The organism is Acinetobacter sp. Tr-809, assembly GCF_011753255.1.
Classification (GTDB): Bacteria; Pseudomonadota; Gammaproteobacteria; order Pseudomonadales; family Moraxellaceae; genus Acinetobacter.
Window position 1 is genome coordinate 15,326 of sequence record NZ_VWVZ01000010.1, and the last position, 20,383, is coordinate 35,708.

A 20,383-nucleotide genomic window follows, 5' to 3' on the forward strand; every position below is an offset into this window, starting at 1 on the left:
ATGAAGTCGAATGCATTATTGCTCAAAATGAGCTGTCTGGCAGTGGCGGTATGCGCTGCTCAATCTAGTTTTGCTGATCAGCCATGGTCACAGGATCGCCAATGGTTACTCGGTGATTGGAATGGTCAGCGTCAGCAACTGGAAAAAGAAGGCTATAAATTTACGGGCTCGATCATGAGTCAAGCTGCGACCAATCTGGATGGTGGCTATAACGATGACAATGCTTTTAAAAATGCTGCACAACTATCGCTAGGTGCCAATTTCGATTTAGAGAAAATTGCAGGCTGGAAAGATACCAGTGCCAGCCTTTTAATCACCAAACGTGATGGTAATGCCTTAACCTTGGATCGAATTAAAGATCCTCGTTCTAGTGCACTCGGCAATTCACAGGAAATCTATGGTCGCGGCAAAATCTGGCGTTTAAGTCAGGCATGGGTGAAAAAAGGCTTTGTTGATAACACAGTGCAGTTCAAGATTGGCCGTATGGGCATGTCAGAAGATTTTAATGGCTCACAATGTGAATTCCAGAATTTATTATTGTGTGGCGGACAGCTTGGGAAGTCGATTGGTTCAATCTGGTATAACTTACCTGTTGGATTATGGGGTGCCAATGTTAAGTATCAATTCGCACCTGAATGGACGTTAGGTGTTGGTGTCTATGAAGTCAATCCAGACAATATTAAAACGGATCGCAATCGTGATGGTTTTAATCTGGATATGGATCACGTCAAAGGGGCAACAATTCCTGTCGAACTAGCATGGCGACCAGAACTTGCAGCCTTTAATGGCTTATCTGGCGAATATAAAGTCGGGGCACTCTATTCAACAGCCGAAGCCAATGATATTGCGACAGTGGGCAAGGTACATAATGGTAAACATAGTTTCTGGCTCAATGCACAACAACAACTCAGCCAGAAAGGTGACGATCCAAAACGTGGCTTGTATGTCAGTTTTAATGCGGTAGTAAATGATAAAGCCACTACAGCAGTCAACAGTACCCAGCAACTGGCACTTTGGTACAAAGGACCTTTTGATCGTCGTCCAAATGACTCAATTGGTTTTGGTATTGCCAATTATCTGGTCAATGATCGCTATAAAGATCGTCAAATTGCACTTAATGAAACTCGCGGTTATGAGCAATACGATGCGCTTGCTACAGATTATGTACCCGTCCAGCGTGATGAACTCAATATCGAATTGAACTATAGCTATCAGTGGTCACCTGCGGTCATGTTAAGACCGAACCTGCAATATATCCATCAACCTGCGGGTGTTAAAGAAGTGGATGATGCATGGGTTGCAGGCCTGAGCATGCGCGTGAATTTCTAATACTGGAGGATGAGCGATGACTGAATCTTCAAGCTCACATACCATACTCAAAATATGGTGCTTTATTTTAGCGTTGGTTTTATTGCTTACAGGTCTGTTTTTTACAGTCGGTGGCTTTCAACTCGCAGCGCTGGGTGGATCATGGTATTTCATGATTTCAGGTGTACTTACGCTCATCTCAGCTGTTTTTATTTTTAAGAAAAAAGCATTGGGTGTCTGGTTATTCAGTCTGGTTTTTGCAGGAACGATCTTCTGGTCATTGATTGATGCAGGTTGGGAGTTCTGGCCTTTATTTTCAAGACTGATGTTCCCAGCAGGCTTATTTGCCGCGCTGATGTTTACTTTACCTGCCATCCGTCGTTATCAATATCAACCGAGTGCAGATTTACCTGCTTATGGTTTGGGAATATTGACGGTTATTGGCATGGCAATCGGTTTTTATCAAATGTTTCAGCCACATCCAACGGTTGCGGCCTCTGGACAGGCATTGCCTTTGGTTCCTGTAAAAACCGATATGAAGCAGAGCAACTGGCAGCATTATGGTCAGGATGCAGGTGGAAGTCGTTTTGCTGCATTGGATCAGATCACACGCGATAATGTACATCAATTAAAAGAGGTTTGGCGTTTCCGTACGGGTGATTTCACCACAGGTTCGGGAAATGGTGCAGAAGATCAAATGACACCATTACAAGTAGGCAATAAGATTTTCCTATGTACCCCGCATAACAACATTTTCGCGTTGCAAGCGGATTCAGGTAAACAACTTTGGAAAGCGGAAGTCAACTCCAAGTCGGATGCATGGGAGCGTTGTCGAGGAGTTGCTTATTTTGATTCTACCCAAGCTTTAGTTCAGCCAACTTTGGCTGGAGCAACTCCTGTCAAAGCGGTGGAAAACAACACCTCATGTCTGCGTCGCGTTTATACTAATACACCTGATGGTCGCTTAATTGCCGTTAATGCAGATACAGGCGAACGTTGTAAAGATTTTGGTGTGGAAGGTACGGTTGACCTATTGAAAGGCTTAGGTGAGGGCACAACCGCACCACGTTTCGAGGTGACATCTGCGCCAACCATTGCGGGTACGGTAATTGTGGTGGGTAGTCGTATCGCGGATAACTTTGCCGGAGATATGCCTGGTGGGGTGATTCGTGCATACGATGTCATTACGGGTGAATTGCGTTGGGCCTTTGATCCACGCAATACTGATCCAAACTATGTATTGAAGGATGGAGAAACCTATAAACGTAGTTCAGCAAACTCTTGGGCAGCCATGTCTTATGATCCACAAATGAACACGGTATTCTTGCCAATGGGCAGCTCATCTGTGGATGTGTGGGGTGGTAATCGTCAACCTTTAGACCATAAATATAATTCTTCTGTTCTGGCTTTAGATGCAACTACAGGTAAGGAAAAGTGGGTCTATCAAACGGTTCATAATGACCTTTGGGATTTTGATTTGCCAATGCAACCCAGCTTGGTGGATTTCCCAATGCAAGATGGCAGCAATAAACCCGCTGTGGTGATTGGAACCAAATCTGGTCAGTTCTTTGTATTGGATCGTGTAACGGGTCAACCACTTACTAAAGTGATTGAACAGCCCGTTAAACCTGCCGATATTAAAGGTGAGCAATACAGCCCAACTCAACCACGTTCGGTGGAAATGCCACAGATTGGCAATCAAACCTTAACTGAGTCGGATATGTGGGGCGCAACGCCATTTGACCAGTTGATGTGCCGTATCAACTTCAAATCAATGCGTTATGAAGGCTTGTTTACTGCACCGGGCACTGATAAATCCTTAAGTTTTCCGGGTTCTTTAGGAGGCATGAACTGGGGCAGCATTGCCTTTGATCCAAGTCATCAATATATGTTCGTCAATGATATGCGTTTAGGACTGTGGATTCAGTTGATTGAACAAACGCCAGAAGACTTGGCTGTTCAAGCCAATGGCGGAGAGAAAGTCAATACTGGCATGGGCGCCGTACCGATGAAAGGTACGCCTTATAAAGTCAACAAAGATCGTTTCTGGTCGAAGTTGAATATTCCATGCCAAAAACCACCCTATGGCACCATGACGGCTATTGATATGAAAACCCGTCAAATTGCTTGGCAGGTGCCAATGGGAACCGTGCAAGATACTGGCCCAATGGGTATCAAAATGGGGCTTAAAGCGCCGATTGGAATGCCAACCATTGGTGGACCAATGGCAACACAAGGTGGGGTGGTATTCTTTGCTGCAACTCAGGATTATTACTTGCGTGCATTGGATTCATCTTCGGGTAAAGAGCTTTGGAAATCACGTTTACCTGTGGGCAGCCAAGCGACGCCAATCAGCTACGTGTCACCGAAATCCGGTAAGCAATATGTATTGATTACCGCGGGCGGTGCACGTCAGTCGCCTGACCATGGTGATTATGTGATTGCATATAGCTTGAACTAAACCCTTTTTAAACTATAAAAAAACGGCAATCCTCAGTGATTGCCGTTTTTTATTTCAATCTGAGTCTTATAACTTGTTGATGATGTTTGTGGTCTAAGCACAAGAATTGGCATATTCATTGCTTAATTTATGCTATCTGGTCTGACCAGTCAGACAATGCAATAAATTGGAGCAGCGATGCAACTCGAAACATTCAATCAGTTGAACTCTGTAGAGGCAAGCCAAGTCTTACAGAACTGTGTGCATATCCCAACTTGGATGTCTGAACTGCTACAGCAAAGGCCTTATCAGTTTAAACAACAGCTATACCAAGCTGCACTCGCGCAAGCCCAAACGTGGCAATGGTCTGAAATTTATTCAGCCTTGGCGCAACATCCGCGCATTGGTGAGAAAAAAGCGGCAGCAGTTTTATCTGAAAAAGAACAGCAATTTTCACAGCGTGAGCAAGGGCAAATTCAAACTGATGCGGTACTGCAACTGGCACTCTATCAGGGCAATTTAGATTATGAGCACAAATTTGGGCATATTTTTCTAATACGTGCTGCTGGTCGCTCAGGGCAACAGATCTTGTCTGAGTTGCAACGACGTTTAGAAAATACAGTAGAGCAGGAGCAAGTCGAAGTGAAGCAGCAATTGAGTGAAATTGCATTACTTCGTTTGCAACAGGAGATTCAATAATGGCAGGTATTAGTACACATATTTTAAATGCCTCATTGGGGCAGCCAGCTCGTCAGGTATTGGTGAAATTACGTCAGGAAATCAATCATCAATATATTTTGCTGGATGAGCAATTCACTGATGCAGATGGCCGTATTCCTGCATTCAAAATCGAATCATTTATCCAAGCCAATTATCAATTGATTTTTGAGGTGGGGGAGTATTTTCAAACTTTACATGTCGAAAGTTTTTATCCACGTGTGTGTATTGATTTTAAGGTTGCTGATATTCAACAGCACTATCACGTGCCGTTATTAATTAGTCCTTTTTCCTACTCAACTTATCGCGGCAGCTAAAACTTAACAATGTGGACATCATGAACTTAATTTGAGGAATTAACCCATGCAGCAAGACAATATACGTTCAGAATCAAATACAAATACATCCGCAGAACATCAATATTTAGGCATGAATAAAAATCTGATGTATGGATTACAGCATGTCTTGACCATGTATGGGGGCATTATCGCACCACCTTTAATTATCGGGGCAGCAGCAGGATTGCAAGCTTCAGAAATTGGATTGTTGGTTGCGGCTGCATTATTTGTTGGAGGAATTGCTACGGTCTTGCAAACCATCGGTTTCAAGCATTTTGGCGCAAAACTGCCGATTGTACAGGGGGTTTCATTTGCAGGTGTTGCCACCATTCTCGCGATTGTCAGTACTGGTGGAGGACTGGCATCTGCTTTTGGTGCGGTGATTGTGGCGTCCTTAATTGGCTTATTGCTCACACCATTCTTTGCAAAAATCATTCGGTTTTTTCCGCCAGTGGTGACGGGTTGTGTGATTACCATGATTGGTATTTCATTGATGCCTGTGGCAATCCGTTGGATTATGGGTGGCAATCCGAAAGCAGAAAACTGGGGTGATCCAGCCAATGTGGGTTTGGCAGTGATGACGTTGGCGATTGTGATTATCTTTAGTATGTTGCGTAGTCAGATGCTCCGTCGTTTGGCAATTCTAGTCGCGATTGTATTGGGAACCATCCTTGCCTATTTCGCAGGCTTTGCTGATTTCTCTAAAGTTACGTCAGGTTCCATATTTGCCTTACCCAGCTTTTTTCACTTCGGTTCTCCTGTATTTGAGTTTTCTGCCATTCTTTCGATGGTGATTGTAACCTTAGTCATCATGACGGAAACCACTGCCGATATTATTGCGATTGGTGAAATTGTTGGAACCAAAGTTGATTCCAAACGTATTGGCGATGGTTTGCGCGCGGATATGTTATCGAGTGCTATTTCACCCATTTTTGGGTCATTTATGCAAACTGCTTTTGCCCAAAATGTGGGGTTGGTTGCAATTACGGGGATTAAGAGTCGTTTTGTGGTGGCAACCGCAGGTGGGATCTTAATCGTGTTGGGACTATTACCGATTGTGGGGCGCTTGGTTGCTTCAATCCCAATGCCAGTATTAGGTGGGGCAGGCATTGTATTGTTTGGTACTGTCGCTGCAAGTGGTATCCGTACTTTAGCTAAAGTGGATTATAACGACCATAAAAACTTGATTATCGTAGCGACTTCACTGGCAATTGGCATGATCCCAATTGTGAATCAGGAGTTTTATGCACAATTTCCAGTCTGGGTAAAAACCTTGTTGCATTCAGGGATTAGCTCAGCCTGTATCACCGCGATTTTACTCAACATCATTTTCAATCATTTGCCATTTAACAAGAAATCTGTGGATGTTGCGACTTTGCCATTAAATTCAGGGCATTGACCAATATCGAATTAGGTGCGGATTTCTAAAAAACCATTTTTTTAATCAACAAAAATTTAAAAGTCGCTTATTCATTTTTGAATAGGTCTAGGGGAGTTTTTGGCTGTAAAAAAGCCAAAAACAGGATTTTAAAGACCTAAAGCGATTTTTAGATCTAACTTTCGGGGAAATACTCATGAGAAATCTTAAATTAAATGCAGTGATCTTAAGTATTGCGATGACTGCCACAATGCAAGCATGGGCGGCAGATACCAGCTTAAATGGGCTGTTTAATTTGCAACAAGACTGTCAGACTCGCAATGATTCAGTTGCGGCTATGTCGACAGTATTGAGTTGCGGCAGTGTGCATGGAGCAGTGAAATCAGCCTATTATTCTTTGAATAATGGCTATTTTGTCAATAATTTAAATCAAGATACAGCTGTGATTGGGGGCTATATCAAATATGAGACCGCTCCTTTTTATGGAGTACAGGCAGCTGTTGGTTATGATATTCAGCGTCGTTTAGACGAGAAGAACAAAAATGATGAAGTTTCCGAGTTAAAAGAAGATCGAGATGGTTTAGCCGAAGCTTATCTGACATGGAAAAATGATTTGGCTCGGGTGACTGTGGGTAATCAGCGTTTAAATTTACCTTTTATGGGAGACTACGCAGACCGCCGTGTATTGATGTTTTTATATCAAGCCTCAGATGTGCAGATCGGCAACCAATATGATTTCCTACGTTTGACTAAGGTTAATAAATATAAAAGTTATGCTGAAGATGAGTTTACTAAAAGCTCACGCCAAAATTCAAAAGTTGAAACGGATGGCGTTTGGTCAATTGGTGTAGGGAAACGTTTTGAGTTAGACACTAATAAAAGCCTCAAGACACAACTCTGGTATCAAGACTATGATGACTATCTACGCTTAATTTATACCCAAGCGGATCTTAGATTTTCACAACTGAAGTACGCTCCTGAGTTTTCACTACAATATATGTCTGGTAAAGATCAGAGTAAAGCATTTGCTGGTGAGATCAACAGTCAGATCTGGGGTGTACAGGCGGCTTTTAAAGTATTGCCTACTGCCAGTTTGAAGGTCGCCTACAACTATATTAAGCCAGACCAGAACAGCTATTTAAATGGTGCACTATTAATGCCGTATGCTAGTCAAACCTCATCTGGTGAAATCTTTGCACAACCCTTTTTTACCAGTACCCAGGATTTAGGTGCGGGCAATGCTTTGATGTTGTCCTTGGAGGGGAAAATATCTGATCAAGTCATTGCAGGCGCACGCTATTCATATATGGATTTAAAAGAGGCCGAGAGTGTCGCTAGTCGTAATCAATCAGAATATATGCTATTCGGTATTTATAATTTCACAGGTGCTTTAAAAGGTTTCAGTGTCAGTAATTTTGCTGGGATTCAGACTTCGCCACGCTATGACAAGAATTTTTTACAAAACCGTTTTGCGTTGAGTTATAAGTTTTAATTGATTGGGCCATTGTAGCTGATGCATACCTCACAAGAGGTGTGCATTTTTTTTATGTTCAAAAAGCTAAAAAAAGCCCCCTTGTTCGGGGGGAGTTAAAAAGATAAATACTTAATCCAGTGGATTACCAATAATATTGCTAATAATCCCTTGCATGATATGTGAGCCTTGTTCCTGATATAGTGATTGATACCATTCTTGGGTCACTTCTGGATCTTTCATATGAGTGACATCGCAACGCTTACGTGCTCGAAGTACCATTTCTTTGGTTCGATCATTCCGTTTGTTTTGGTAGCGTGTTAAGGCATCATCTAAACCGAAGGTATTGATTTGCAGGGCACGGGCAAGATAAATCGCATCTTCCATGGCTTGGCAGCCACCTTGCCCAATATCCGGTGTGGTGCTGTGTGCTGCATCACCTAATAATACGACTCGTCCTCGGTAGAAATCCATAAAAGGTTCAATATCGTGGATTTCAACACGATTGGTTTTTTGCTCATCTAAGCAATTAATCAACTTTTGTACGGGTTCACACCAGCCACTAAAATAGGTTTTTAGATCCTGTTTATAACGCTCGCGGTGGTTTGCAAGTCCCGCCGCTAGAGGTACATCAAAGAAGAAATAAAAACGATTTTGGGCAACGGGCATTAGCGATACCCGTTTTCCTTCGCCAATATAAGTGGTCCATTGCAAAGCAGGGGCAATCTCTTCATCGATTTCAACAAGCCCATTCCAATTGACATAACCTGCATAACGACGTTCAACTTGATAGCCGAGCACAAATTGTCGAGTGAGTGAGTGTGTACCATCTGCACCAATCAATAGATCGGCTGTAATTTGAGAACCATCCTGAAAATGAATCGTGACATCATCTTGATGAGTTTCAATCTCAGTCATTTTCATACCGAGTTTGATATCTTCCAAACCAAATTGCTGCATGAGTAACTGTTGCAAATCTGCTCGTGCAATAGGGTAGGCACGTTGTCCAACTTCTTTATATAACGGTGTTAAACTAAATTGGGTCATGGTTTGTTGGCTTAGTCCATCCATATAAGCCAAAGATTCCATTTGCCCACCTAAAGCCTGAATTTGATCGGTTAATCCCAGATAATTGAGGCACTTGACCCCATTTGACCAAAGTGAAATCGCTGCTCCAACAGGTAATATTTCGGCTGCCTGTTCGTAAATCGTGACCTGATGACCAAATTTTTTTAAAGCGATACCAGCAGTTAAACCGCCCATACCTGCACCTACAATCGCAATATTCATTGTTCAGACCCTAAATATATAAATAAGTTTCTAAACAGTTCTAAGCGAGAAGTGTGCCAATTCTAATAACTGGTTTTACTGGTCATACCAGATATATTGCCTTATTAAAAAGCAGAAATAGAAAGGCTGCATTGATGTGGTTCAAAGCATGGGGCAAAGTGGTGCGTTAATAAAAGTTCAAGTTTTTAGCTAAAACAAATGTAAGATTTTTCTTCAACTAATGTGATTGTGAAAGTTTACCTATGTTTAAAGCACATCATAAATATTTTGCTTCGGTAGAATTTAAAACGATAATTTTTACCTTACTTTTTAAGGATCAAAAGTAACAAAAATCCTTTGTTTATCTGATGGTATTTCCTTGATACCACAGCTAAACAGGCGGCATCCATGCTGCCAGTCACGATACTGAATAGATGCTTATATTCAAATTAAATAAGGGACTTTTTAAACATTCTCATGTCGAGAAAAGTACACACCCGCCCGTTGCGCAGCCCCAATAATATGCGCTTGCATGGCTTTTTCTGCCGCTGCAGCATCTTGTTTAAATAAGGCTTGTAGAATGACTTCATGTTCCTGAATGGTTTTAAATGCCAAATTAGGTTGTAGGAAAGGCAGGATTTGACTCTTTTTGATCCATTCAGTATGCATTTTAAGTGTCTGAATAATCGATTGATTATGGCTTAATAGGATAATGTGCTGATGAAAAGCATAATCAGCTTCAGAAGCTGCTTGCCAATTCTGTTCTTGAATTGCGCTAGTGAGTGCTTGATGATGTTGTTCTAAGATAGATTTATCTTGTGCGGTTAAATATTCGCAGGCGAGTAGTGCACAAAAGCCTTCCAGTACATAACGTAATTGGTAGAAATCCTTGAGTGAAATTCGATGCTCACCATCCCATTGTTCTGCCGCTTGGCTATGCTGTGAAATAACGTAAACACCTTTACCAGCCTTGATTTCTAACAGACCTAAGGCTGCAAGACGGGTTAATGCTTCACGTAAAGAAGCACGGCTGATTCCTAATTGAAGAGCAAGATCACGTTGTGATGGTAAGGCAGAACCGACTGCATAAGTATTTTGTTGAATGCGTTGATGAATTACTTCCACCGCTTGCTCAGTCACCTGAGATGATTTTCCATTGAGCATCGCTTGTGGACTCATCAACAACGCACCTTAAATATAAAAATAAACAGTTTGATTCTACACAAAATTTATCTTTGTGTTGGTGTTCTTGATTGAAAATCGCTATATTTTTGACAACAGGTCAGACCAGTTGGACTGGATCTTGCATAATAGAATAGAAATGAAATTTTCAGGAATGATCAATGACAGTGCATGTTGCTAAAAGCATAGCCTTACCTAACCATTTTCAAAGCCTAACCAATCTTGCGGATGCCAGAATTGGTGCAGGTATCGTGAGTTGTTCCGATGAGTTTTTTGCAGAAGCTGTAAGAATGTTGCAAAGCACACCAGCTCAATTCATCGAAGGAAAATATGATGATCACGGCAAATGGATGGATGGTTGGGAAACACGGCGCAAGCGTGAAGCAGGTTATGACTGGTGTATTGTTCGTTTAGGTGTCACAGGGGTTGTATCAGGGTTTGATATTGATACCTCATTCTTTACAGGCAATTATCCTGCATCTGCTTCTATTGAAGGCTGTTATGCGCCAGATAATCAATTAGAAGATATGACATGGACTGCATTATTAGAAAATACGGTTCTATCTCCAGATCAGCATCATTTCTTTGATTGCTCAGCACAGAAAATCACGCATATTCGGATCAATATTTTCCCTGATGGTGGTATCGCCCGTTTACGAGTGTATGGCCGTGTGGTGCTCGAAAATGTTGATACAACTCAGCAGATGGATTTAATTGGTTTAAAAAATGGTGGGCGTATTGTGGGCTTTAGCGATGCGCATTTTGGCCATCCGAATAATTTGCTTAGTCCTGATCGCGGTTTAAACATGGGTGATGGTTGGGAAACTAAACGTCGCCGTGCGCCAGGTTTTGACTGGTGCATTATTGCTTTGGGACAAACAGGGCAGATTGAAAAAATTGAAGTAGATACTGCCTATTTCAAAGGCAATTATCCTGCATTTTGTTCGATTCAAGCGGCTTATGTTGAAGATGCAACCGACGCGCAGCTTATTCCTCAGAGTATGTTTTGGCCCTTTTTATTGGAACAGCAGCCTTTGACCATGGACAATATTCATGAATATGTTGCAGAAGTGCTTCAACATCAAAAAGTGAATTATATCCGCGTCAATATGATTCCTGATGGTGGGATTAGTCGGATTCGTTTATGGGGAAAAGTGGTTAGGTAATTTCTCATGAGTGAATAGCCTTATTGTGACTCAATAAGGCTGATAAGAAATGAAAGAGAACATCTATGCATGAAAAAAATATTGAAATTCGGCCTTTAACTCAAGATAGCTTTGCGTCCTTTGGCGATGTGATTGAAAAGTGTGGCAAAGACTTTATCCCAATTAATCAGGGGCTCACTGAACGTTATCATGCGCTTTCATTGGCACAGGTTTCAGGAGAGCAGGCTACGGTTGGGATAAGTATTTTTCATAATCTGTTTGCAACATCGGTTCCATTTCAGATTGAGATGCTAGAACGACATCCTTATGGTTCACAGTCCTTTATTCCATTACAGCAACAGAGGTTTATTATCGTTGTGGCGTTGCCATTTGACCAAACACGACCTGATGAGCAGCGGATTCAAGCTTTTATCAGCAATGGGCAACAGGGAATTACCTACCATCAAGGGGTATGGCACCATCCTTTAATTACCTTAGAGGCAAACAGTGATTTTCTCGTGGTTGATCGGATTGGTGGTGGCAGTAATTGTGATATTTATCAGCTAGTGGAGTTTTGTTCTGTCGGAAAGTGATATTCGGGAATTAATAAAATACCAGTTATAGTTTAAACATTTTTTATACAGATTAGTATGCTCTATAATGATTTATTTAAATTAATTTAAGTTATTCTTGCTTTTCGATTTTAAAGTAAAACTGTGAAAATGAAAAAAATTGTATTGTCACTATTGATTGTATTACTTACAGCTTGTTCTAAACCTGAAGATAATCGAAATTCAAATGAAAAATCAACAATCCAAACTCAAGAGAAATCCAGTGAAAAGGTTGATGATTTATTTTTAGGGTATTGGAAAAATAAAGGAACACCAGATTTAAGAAATAAGCTACTTATTGAGATAAGGGCAAATAATGGTGGTTATGATATGTCAGATGCTCTTACTGGAGAGTTTCTTCGAAATCTTAGATCAGAAGGTAATACACTGACATCTGGCGGTGAAACTCCTCTAGTTTTTAGCTTAAGAGAAAATAATTCTGAACTTAAAGTTAATTTTGTAACGTATGAACGTATTTCTAAAGATCAATTCGATGTTTTGAAAAAAGAAAAAGATGAGTATCAAGCTAAATGCGGAAAACTTGAAAGCGAATACCGAGCAGAATTATCAAAAATCCCTCAACCTGATATTGCTGAATTATTTGCATCAGAAGAGGACAAGAAAAAAGTAGCTGATATTAATGCTAAGTATGCAGAAATTCAAAAAGCTAATCCTGAATGTAATATTCTTAAATGATAAAGTTCTTTACAAGGTAAGCTTAATTATTATCGAGCTTAATACTAGTGTTTAAACTAAATTCAGCCAGTATTTTTACTGGCTGAATGGATAAAATCAGTACTTCCCTTTAAAATTCGCACTAATTCTTTGTTTTAAATATTCCTTGGCCGTGATTGCAGGATATTTCTGTTGTGGACTTTCAATCAGTACATCTTCATTGGCTTGACAGAAGAACGCCAGACTATAACGAGCCCCTTGATACTCATTGGCTTCTGGATTTTTGACACGATGGAAATTAGAAGGTAATTGATCATCACTCCAACGCATCAGCATATCGCCAATATTACAGGTGATTACATCATCACGTGGTTCGATACTGGTCCATTGTTGTTGTTCCATATCCTTACCAGGGCAAACTTGCAGACCACCTTGACCTTTACGTTGGAACAATAAGGTCAAACAATCAAAATCGGTATGTGCACCTGCACGCCATAGGCCTAATTGATCTTTTAAAGTAGGATCAATGGCATAGTAGTGCAACATTCTTAAGGTACTTTGATAGCTTTCTTGTTCAGGATCATGGGCAAGGCTAAAGAAATTATCTGTAAAGCCCAGTTTATAGGCAAAACAAGAGAGTATTTTCATACCGACTTGCCAACAGGCATGTTCAAACTGCAGCATAGTATTTTTAAAGTCAGGCAGCTCTTGTTCGGTCGGATAAAGCCCCTCCATTCGTGGGCGGGTAATTTGATAGGATTCTTTTTGGTCTGGGGTACTGGTCGATGGACGAACCTGAGCTTTACTTTCCCAGCCTGCATTTCGATTAAGTGGGTAGCGTGCTTTGACAGGTTCAGGCAGAGAAAAAAACTGTTGTGTCATGTCAAATGCAGTTTGGATTTGCTCAATTGGAATACCATGATGCGAGACTTGAAAAAAGCCAATATCAGTTGCAGCGGCCCAAAGCTGCTCGGCTATTTCATACTTGCGTTGTTCGAAGTCAGATAAATCAATCACCCGAATTTCGCGTTCAAAGGTTTCTTGACCCAAAGCTCCCATACGAGCTTCTTTTTGTAGTTCTTCTAAGCTGTAGTCATTTTCAGCTAATGCAGTCACGTTGGCGTTATTCATATTTTCAACCTCATCTTTTGGATAAACCGTGACCCAATCAAATAGATTGAAAGAGACGGGGTCACATTCAAAAAAGAGCTGCACTTGTTCCATAAGAGAAAGCTTTATAAAAAAGTGAGCTGATTTCTGAGCAATGACCCACACAGCAGTTGATGTAACTGACTATGCTGAACGCTTCTACTCTGACATAAAGTCATAAGCATTTTTTATACCAGTTTATAGATGAATGAAAATGAACGAATACACAGATAAATTCTAAAGTTCACAAATAGTTTCCTTTCTATCAGCGTACAAATGATTCATTTCTGCGCATAAGTTTGTTTTAAAACAGTGCATTTAATATTCGATTTTATTTTTGATTGCGCACAAAATTGAATAATCGATCTAGATGCTTTAGCTAAGAACGAGTAAAAATAAATCTAACCTAGATTTTGCCGATGAAAAATATGATGAAATCAATCTTGGCACAGAGCTTGCTAAATCATTACTGAGTATAAGCGGTCAGTGTGTTGCGAACACACGGGACATTGCTCTACAGCGTTTGCTGTTCCTCTTTTGGGGACAAAGCCAATTGATTTGGTTTTGAGAGAAATGTGTAACTTATACATTGATTGAACCCCTAAAAAGAATAGCAAGATGAATCCATACAGATTTAGGGGTCTTACTTATGAATATTCAGCACTATGTAGGCAAAGGGCGACGTACTGTTATCGCAAGCACGTTATTGGGTTTAGGAATACTTCTTAGTTCAACCAGTGATGCAGCCGATAAACTTGTATTACAAACCACATGGTTTGCACAAGCCGAGCAAGGGGGATATTACCAAGCACTGGCACAAGGAATTTATAAAAAATACGGACTCGATGTCGATATTAAAATTGGTGGGCCACAGGTCAATAATATGACCTTATTATTATCAAAACGTGCCGATATTATTATTAATTATGACCTACAGGTTCTAAAAGGCATCGAAAGCAACTTTCCCATCAAAGCGGTGGCAGCTCCATTCCAGTTTGATCCACAAGGTGTTTTAACCCACAGCGATGTAAAGTCTTTGGCCGATCTCAAAGGTAAAACCATTCTGGTCTCGACCAGTGGGCAAGCAAGCTGGTGGCCTTGGTTAAAAGGCAAATATAAATTAGATGCTGCACAGGCACGCCCTTATACCTTCAATATGCAGCCATTCTTAGCAGGCAAAAATGTCGTCCAGCAAGCCTATGCCACCTCAGAAGTCTTTCAGGCGAAAAAAGCAGAGCCATCGAGCAATTTCTTTCTATTTGCTGATGCTGGTTATCCTGCTTATGGCGGCATTTTAGTCACACGTAATGATGTCATTCAAAACAAACCTGATGTGCTGCGCCGTTTTGTCCAAGCGTCGATGGAGGGATGGAAAAACTATTTGGCTGATCCACGCTTGGGCAATAGCATCATTAAAAAAGAAAACCCGAATATGAATGATGAATTGCTGACTTTTGCGGTCGGGCAAATGCGAAAATTGAAATTGATTGATGGTGGTGATGCCAAGACCCAAGGCATTGGTGTTATGACGGATGCGCGTTGGAAAGCAACGCGAGATTTTATGGTGAACGCAGGCTTACTCAAAGCTCAAACCAATTGGAAAACCGCTTATACCACGCAGTTTGTTAAAGCTAGCAAATAATCATAGCTCTAAATCATGGTTGAAGGGTTAACAAAATAGCGCATTCGCACGAAGGGGAAACCACATGAATTCTGCTTTATCAATTGAGATACCAATACAAGAATCTTCGAACTTTATTACACCAATGATCATGGCCAGAGGGGTTGAAAAAACCTATCCCAATGGCACCAATGCCTTACAACGACTGGATTTAAATATTGCACGCGGTGAGATTATTTCATTACTGGGACCATCAGGTTGCGGTAAAAGTACCTTGCTGAAAATGTTTGCCGATCTGGAACAACCTTCTGCTGGGTTAGTACGCTGGAATGGTAAAGCTGATATTCAATCACAATGCAAAATGGCCATGGTGTTTCAGGAAGCCACGCTGATGCCGTGGGCCAATATCGAGGACAATGTACGCTTACCTTTGGATTTGCAGCATATTGCCAAATCAACCAGTACGCCCAAAGTCCAAGCTGCTTTAAAAGCCGTTGGTTTAGAAAAATTTAGCACAGCTTATCCACGTGAACTTTCGGGTGGCATGCAAATGCGTGCCTCTTTAGCCAGAGCCTTAGTGACAGAACCTGATCTATTGTTGATGGATGAACCTTTTGGCGCATTGGATGAGTTTAGCCGCCATAAACTGGATAGTGATATTCGTCAATTATGGTCAGAACGAGATCTCACAGTGGTGTTCGTGACCCATAGTATTTATGAGGCGGTGTATCTGTCTTCACGGGTCATTGTGATGGGTGCGCGACCAGGGCGTGTGGTGGCGGATCTGAAGATTAAAGGACCATACCAACGTGATGAGTCTTTCCGAAGCTCAGACATCTTTATTCAACAATGTTCGCATCTATCGCAATTATTGGTTGAAGCGAGTGGAGGGCATGCTCATGATTAAACCATTGCTACAACATCCAACGGTACAACGTATTGCCGCGCCATTGGGACTCGGTTTGATCTTTCTGCTGTTTTGGCAACTGAGTTTTCAACAACTGGAAGTCCCTGTGTATGTCGTGCCGAAGCCCAGTGATATTGTCATGGCGCTGATTAATCAGTCCAGTGTGTTATTCGGTAGTTTATGGGTGACTTTAAAAATCACCTTATTGGCTTTTGTCTGCGCCGTAATGATTGGCACATTGATCGCTTTTGTATTTGTACAAAGTCGCGTGCTCGAAGCCTGTTTTATGCCGTATGCCATTTTGTTTCAGGTCACACCGATTGTTGCAATCGCACCCTTAGTCATCATCTGGATTCAAAATACCACTTTGGCGTTGGTGGTGTGTGCCATGTTAGTCGCAGTCTTTCCAATACTGACCAATACCACCTTGGGTCTGCGTAGTGTTAATAAAGGTTTGCTTAACCTTTTTCAAATCAATAAAGCCAGTCGTTGGCAGATTTTGATGCGTTTACGTGTGCCGAATGCTTTGCCTTATTTCTTTGGTGGCTTACGGATTTCCTGTGGCTTGGCGCTGATTGGTGCTGTGGTTTCTGAGTTCGTTGCAGGCGCGGGTGGCACCAGTGCGGGCTTGGCTTATCAAATCTTACAAGCAGGTTTTCAGTTGGATTTACCTTTGATGTTTGCTGCATTATTCCTAATTACCTGCACGGGTTTGGGCTTATTTGTCGTGATGTCTTTATTAAGCCAGTTCTTTTTAAGTAAATGGCATGAGAGTGAGCAAGTATGAGTTCAGTACCTTTAAATAATAGCTATTTAATTCAAAATGCCCATGCCATTTTGACAGGTTTAACTGGAGATGCAGCACGTTGTTCATGCACTGATATCCGCATCCTATCAGGTAAAATTACTGAAATAGGGCGGTTAAGTGCTCAGCCGAATGAACAGGTGATTAATGCCAAAGATTGTGTGATTTACCCAGCATGGGTAAATACCCATCACCATTTATTTCAGTCTTTATTAAAGGGTGAGCCACAAGGTTTGAATCAAAACTTGACCTCGTGGCTTGCCAGTACACCATATCGGTTTCGTGGTGCATTTGATGAACACACTTTTAGGATTGCAGTACGTATTGGCTTAATTGAATTATTACGTTCAGGTTGTGCAACGGTGGCAGATCATCATTATTTATATTGGCCACAGATGCCTTTTGATGGTGCTGCAATTTTATTTGATGAAGCTGAAAAATTGGGTATGCGCTTTGTGCTGTGTCGTGGCGGTGCAACTTTAACGCGTGGTTTGGAAAGTGAGTTACCTCAAGCCTTGCATCCTGAGAAATTTGAAGATTATATGGTGGATATTGAGCGTTTGGTGCAGCACTATCATCAGCCAGATTCAGATGCATTCCGAAAAATCGTGATGGCACCGACTTCAACCTTGCATTCGACCACAGCGCAGCAATTACGCGAAAGTGCCAGAATCGCTAGACAATTGGGGATTCGGATGCATAGTCATTTATCCGAAACAGTGGATTATCTGGATGCAGCTAGAGCCAAGTTTGGTATGACCCCAGTCCAGTTTTGTGCCGAGCAGGATTGGATTGGTAATGATGTCTGGTTTGCTCATCTGGTGAAATTACTACCCGAAGAAATTCGGTTGTTGGGTCAAACTCAAACAGGTATTGCGCATTGTCCTCAGAGTAATGCTCGTTTGGGTAGTGGCATTGCCGATCTTGTTGCTTTGGAACAGGCAGGCATGACCATTTCGATTGGGGTAGATGGTGCGGGTTCCAATGAAGCTGCAGATATGTTGTCTGAGACTCATGCGGCTTGGCTATTACAACGTGCCAGAAAGGGGATGTTGGCGACACCACAATATCAAGGTGGACAATTTGAAGGTGGTGCAGATGCTGCCAGTATTGAGGATGTGATCCGTTGGGGAACAGTGGGTGGAGCCAAGATTTTAGGGCTTGATCAAGTCGGCACAATTGAAGTCGGGCAACAGGCTGACTTGGTCATTTATCAGTTAGATGATCCTCGTTATTTTGGCTTGCATGATATGGCGATTGGACCTGTGGCAAGTGGTGGACGAGCGCATATCAAGGCCATGTTTATAGCAGGGAAAATGGTGATGGAAAATGATCAGCTTCCTGATCTGGATATGATGGAGTTGGCTTGGCAAGCTAAGCAAGCGGTGAAGTTGTTACAACAGCGGAGTATGGATATGGCGAAAATAGCCTAAGCTAAAAGAATGGATTACCTCATGACGGTGGATAGCGCTCTTTCTTAAATAGTGACTATCCAAGAGTTAAAATGAGCGTGTTTATATTCTAGCTAAAAATTCGGTTGCATTTCCGCCTTCACATTTCCAATCTACAAATACACCAATAAGTGAGCAATTTGTACAGAGACAGCCTATGTAATACCAGCGGACATCATTTGATCCATCATAAAGTGCAACTGCAGATTCCAGCTCAAATTTTTGATTGTCACAAATACAAAGATGTTCTTCTAGCTTGGCATTCTCAATATATTCAGCACTATCTCCCATCATATGTGAATGGTTACATTGAGTACAGATCCGTTTAGCAACTCCTTCATTTTCGTCACTTTCTAAACAGAAAATATGGCTTCCTCATCGACAGAAACTTGATGCAAATTCTTTTGCTTCATAACCATTTAGGCGACTAAAACGAGTCATTTCTAAGCGCAAGTCGTCTCGATTTTGACCATACCAATATTTTCCTTTTTGATATAAGGACACGAAACACCTCTAGTTCATTATTAAAAAACATTATTTTTTATCTGTTAAGCTTTATTTTTTTCAGAGAGTTCTTGATTACTATTTTATTGCTACCTTTCAGCTAATGTATTGGGGTCGACCATCCATGACCCACTTACGATACCTTTCATCAATATGGCTTGCCAATTTGTCGTAATTTTCCCAGGTATCAGCGACTCTATACACGTTGTGAGTATCTACTGAAAAGCTAAGCAAGTAGTCATCAATATATCGACTATCATTATTTAATCCTTCGTAATATGCCAAAGCAAAAGCATTACCTTCTTCGGTAAAATCATTGTCAGTGAGCTTTTCATCAAGTTCATCAATTAGAAAATGTGCTCCTGTAATTTGTCTTGTCTTTAAATGCTCAATGGCATCTTGTGAATCTTCCATTAATTCTTCACTAGCAAAGTTGTGAAAAAGCATCCATGTTAAAAACATTCCAATATGGGTTGCTCCTGCCTCTTGTGGAAGATCAGTAGGGAAGTCACCACCATAATGCCAAGAAGCATCATCGTATTTCATGATTTATATCTCCAAAAACTACATCATTACTCACCATTCAAATAATGACACTGATTTAAATTTTAGTTTTATTGTAGTTAGTTCTTTTTCATTTGAAAATTAAGCGAGGTCTATATAAACGCGTCTTGTCGATTTGCAACTAAATTATAAAATTGCATCAGCTAAAAGATTGGAGAACTCTTCCGAATAACCCATTTTATTTAACAGAATGGGCTATTTAGATTGAGTTGAGTGTTTTACCAGTTTTTACAGGTTAGATAAGGCATTCACATTTGGCTAATTTTGTTTACAATCAAAGGTATAGTGTAATTCGACCATACCTTCACCCATTTGATGAACAGAGATTAATTTAAGTGCTGGTGCTAATACGCTTCGAGGAAATAGTGCTTTTCCTTTCCCAAGGGTGACTGAACCAATTTGTATAATGAGTTCATCAAGTAAATTGGCATCATAGAACTGGCCCGCTAATTCGCCACCACCTACAATCCAAATATTCTTATCCCCAATGATGGATTGTATTTCAGCGTAAACAGGAGTGATGTCTCCTTGTACAAAATGGATATTTGCACTTTCAATCAAGGGTAGTTCACGACTGGAAAATACCCAAGTTGGTTGGGTATAGGGCCAAGGGGAACCTGTTTCGGCAGCAACTTGCTCTGCGTTATTCAATATCCATTCATAAGTTGCCGATCCCATCACCAAAGCACCAACATTTGCAATAAAAGAGGGATAACTTGAGTTATCTAGTTCGCCTAATGCAAATAACCATTCTAAAGAATCGTCTTCGGTCGCAATAAATCCATCTAGTGTACTCGCTGCAAAATACTGTACTTTCATCCTGATCATCTCCTTATTCTAAAGGAGTA

Annotated in this window: 20 protein-coding genes; 13 read left to right on the forward strand and 7 right to left on the reverse strand. The window is 41.1% G+C overall.

The features are described from left to right. The 6 genes from F3J02_RS17630 (at window position 1) to F3J02_RS17655 (ending at window position 7,673) form a co-directional block, all read left to right on the forward strand. A complete protein-coding gene (locus tag F3J02_RS17630; protein WP_167251379.1) occupies window positions 1–1,329 on the forward strand; it encodes a carbohydrate porin in 1,329 nt (442 codons plus the stop codon). Window positions 1,330–1,345: 16 nt separating this feature from the next. After that, window positions 1,346–3,769 (forward strand): glucose/quinate/shikimate family membrane-bound PQQ-dependent dehydrogenase, encoded by a 2,424-nt coding sequence (locus F3J02_RS17635; protein WP_167251381.1) that lies wholly within the window; start codon window positions 1,346–1,348, stop codon window positions 3,767–3,769. A gap of 177 nt (window positions 3,770–3,946) precedes the next feature. Then, entirely contained in the window at window positions 3,947–4,447 is a 501-nt protein-coding gene (gene uraD, locus F3J02_RS17640; RefSeq protein WP_167251383.1) for a 2-oxo-4-hydroxy-4-carboxy-5-ureidoimidazoline decarboxylase, read from the forward strand. Beyond that, the gene (gene uraH, locus F3J02_RS17645) at window positions 4,447–4,782 is read left to right on the forward strand and encodes a hydroxyisourate hydrolase (protein ID WP_159883068.1); all 336 of its coding nucleotides are present in this window, start codon (window positions 4,447–4,449) and stop codon (window positions 4,780–4,782) included. The genes uraD and uraH overlap by 1 nt, the downstream gene beginning before the upstream one ends. A 46-nt stretch (window positions 4,783–4,828) precedes the next feature. Beyond that, complete coding sequence (locus tag F3J02_RS17650) at window positions 4,829–6,202, forward strand: nucleobase:cation symporter-2 family protein (RefSeq protein WP_167251385.1); 1,374 nt, start codon at window positions 4,829–4,831, stop codon at window positions 6,200–6,202. Window positions 6,203–6,377: 175 nt separating this feature from the next. Continuing rightward, window positions 6,378–7,673 (forward strand): OprD family porin, encoded by a 1,296-nt coding sequence (locus F3J02_RS17655; RefSeq protein WP_167251387.1) that lies wholly within the window; start codon window positions 6,378–6,380, stop codon window positions 7,671–7,673. A 111-nt stretch (window positions 7,674–7,784) separates the two neighbouring features. On the opposite strand, the gene hpxO is transcribed toward F3J02_RS17655, so the two are convergent. Together hpxO and F3J02_RS17665 are read right to left on the reverse strand one after the other, a co-directional pair. Next, complete coding sequence (hpxO, locus tag F3J02_RS17660; protein WP_167251389.1) at window positions 7,785–8,942, reverse strand: FAD-dependent urate hydroxylase HpxO; 1,158 nt, start codon at window positions 8,940–8,942, stop codon at window positions 7,785–7,787. 444 nt (window positions 8,943–9,386) lie between these two features. Further along, entirely contained in the window at window positions 9,387–10,100 is a 714-nt protein-coding gene (locus tag F3J02_RS17665; protein WP_167251391.1) for a FadR/GntR family transcriptional regulator, read from the reverse strand. Between the two features lie 164 nt (window positions 10,101–10,264). Between F3J02_RS17665 and alc the strand changes: the two genes are divergently transcribed. From alc to F3J02_RS17680, 3 genes are all read left to right on the forward strand, one after another. Further along, the gene (gene alc, locus F3J02_RS17670; RefSeq protein ID WP_167251393.1) at window positions 10,265–11,269 is read left to right on the forward strand and encodes an allantoicase; all 1,005 of its coding nucleotides are present in this window, start codon (window positions 10,265–10,267) and stop codon (window positions 11,267–11,269) included. A gap of 65 nt (window positions 11,270–11,334) precedes the next feature. Next, window positions 11,335–11,841 carry an ureidoglycolate lyase gene (locus F3J02_RS17675; protein ID WP_167251395.1) on the forward strand — a complete coding sequence of 169 codons (507 nt, stop codon included), beginning with the start codon at window positions 11,335–11,337 and terminating at the stop codon, window positions 11,839–11,841. A gap of 129 nt (window positions 11,842–11,970) precedes the next feature. Beyond that, window positions 11,971–12,555 (forward strand): hypothetical protein, encoded by a 585-nt coding sequence (locus F3J02_RS17680; protein WP_167251397.1) that lies wholly within the window; start codon window positions 11,971–11,973, stop codon window positions 12,553–12,555. A 96-nt stretch (window positions 12,556–12,651) separates the two neighbouring features. On the opposite strand, the gene F3J02_RS17685 is transcribed toward F3J02_RS17680, so the two are convergent. Beyond that, complete coding sequence (locus F3J02_RS17685; protein ID WP_167251399.1) at window positions 12,652–13,665, reverse strand: isopenicillin N synthase family dioxygenase; 1,014 nt, start codon at window positions 13,663–13,665, stop codon at window positions 12,652–12,654. Between the two features lie 667 nt (window positions 13,666–14,332). On the opposite strand from F3J02_RS17685, the gene F3J02_RS17690 reads away from it, so the two are divergent. From F3J02_RS17690 to F3J02_RS17705, 4 genes are all read left to right on the forward strand, one after another. Then, complete coding sequence (locus tag F3J02_RS17690) at window positions 14,333–15,325, forward strand: ABC transporter substrate-binding protein (RefSeq protein WP_167251401.1); 993 nt, start codon at window positions 14,333–14,335, stop codon at window positions 15,323–15,325. Between the two features lie 64 nt (window positions 15,326–15,389). Further along, the gene (locus F3J02_RS17695; protein ID WP_167251403.1) at window positions 15,390–16,211 is read left to right on the forward strand and encodes an ABC transporter ATP-binding protein; all 822 of its coding nucleotides are present in this window, start codon (window positions 15,390–15,392) and stop codon (window positions 16,209–16,211) included. After that, on the forward strand, window positions 16,204–16,998 hold the full coding sequence (locus F3J02_RS17700) for an ABC transporter permease (RefSeq protein WP_004806223.1): 795 nt from the start codon (window positions 16,204–16,206) through the stop codon (window positions 16,996–16,998). The genes F3J02_RS17695 and F3J02_RS17700 overlap by 8 nt, the downstream gene beginning before the upstream one ends. Further along, on the forward strand, window positions 16,995–18,449 hold the full coding sequence (locus tag F3J02_RS17705; protein WP_167251405.1) for an amidohydrolase family protein: 1,455 nt from the start codon (window positions 16,995–16,997) through the stop codon (window positions 18,447–18,449). The genes F3J02_RS17700 and F3J02_RS17705 overlap by 4 nt, the downstream gene beginning before the upstream one ends. 81 nt (window positions 18,450–18,530) lie before the next feature. Here the strand turns inward: F3J02_RS17705 and F3J02_RS18515 are convergent, their stop codons facing one another. The 4 genes from F3J02_RS18515 to F3J02_RS17720 form a co-directional block, all read right to left on the reverse strand. Beyond that, entirely contained in the window at window positions 18,531–18,761 is a 231-nt protein-coding gene (locus F3J02_RS18515) for a hypothetical protein (protein WP_216076289.1), read from the reverse strand. Between the two features lie 81 nt (window positions 18,762–18,842). After that, on the reverse strand, window positions 18,843–18,971 hold the full coding sequence (locus F3J02_RS18685) for a hypothetical protein (protein ID WP_266096177.1): 129 nt from the start codon (window positions 18,969–18,971) through the stop codon (window positions 18,843–18,845). Between the two features lie 96 nt (window positions 18,972–19,067). After that, window positions 19,068–19,517 carry a hypothetical protein gene (locus F3J02_RS17715; RefSeq protein ID WP_167251407.1) on the reverse strand — a complete coding sequence of 150 codons (450 nt, stop codon included), beginning with the start codon at window positions 19,515–19,517 and terminating at the stop codon, window positions 19,068–19,070. Between the two features lie 276 nt (window positions 19,518–19,793). After that, the gene (locus F3J02_RS17720) at window positions 19,794–20,354 is read right to left on the reverse strand and encodes a dihydrofolate reductase family protein (protein WP_167251409.1); all 561 of its coding nucleotides are present in this window, start codon (window positions 20,352–20,354) and stop codon (window positions 19,794–19,796) included. Between the last annotated feature and the right edge of the window lie 29 nt (window positions 20,355–20,383).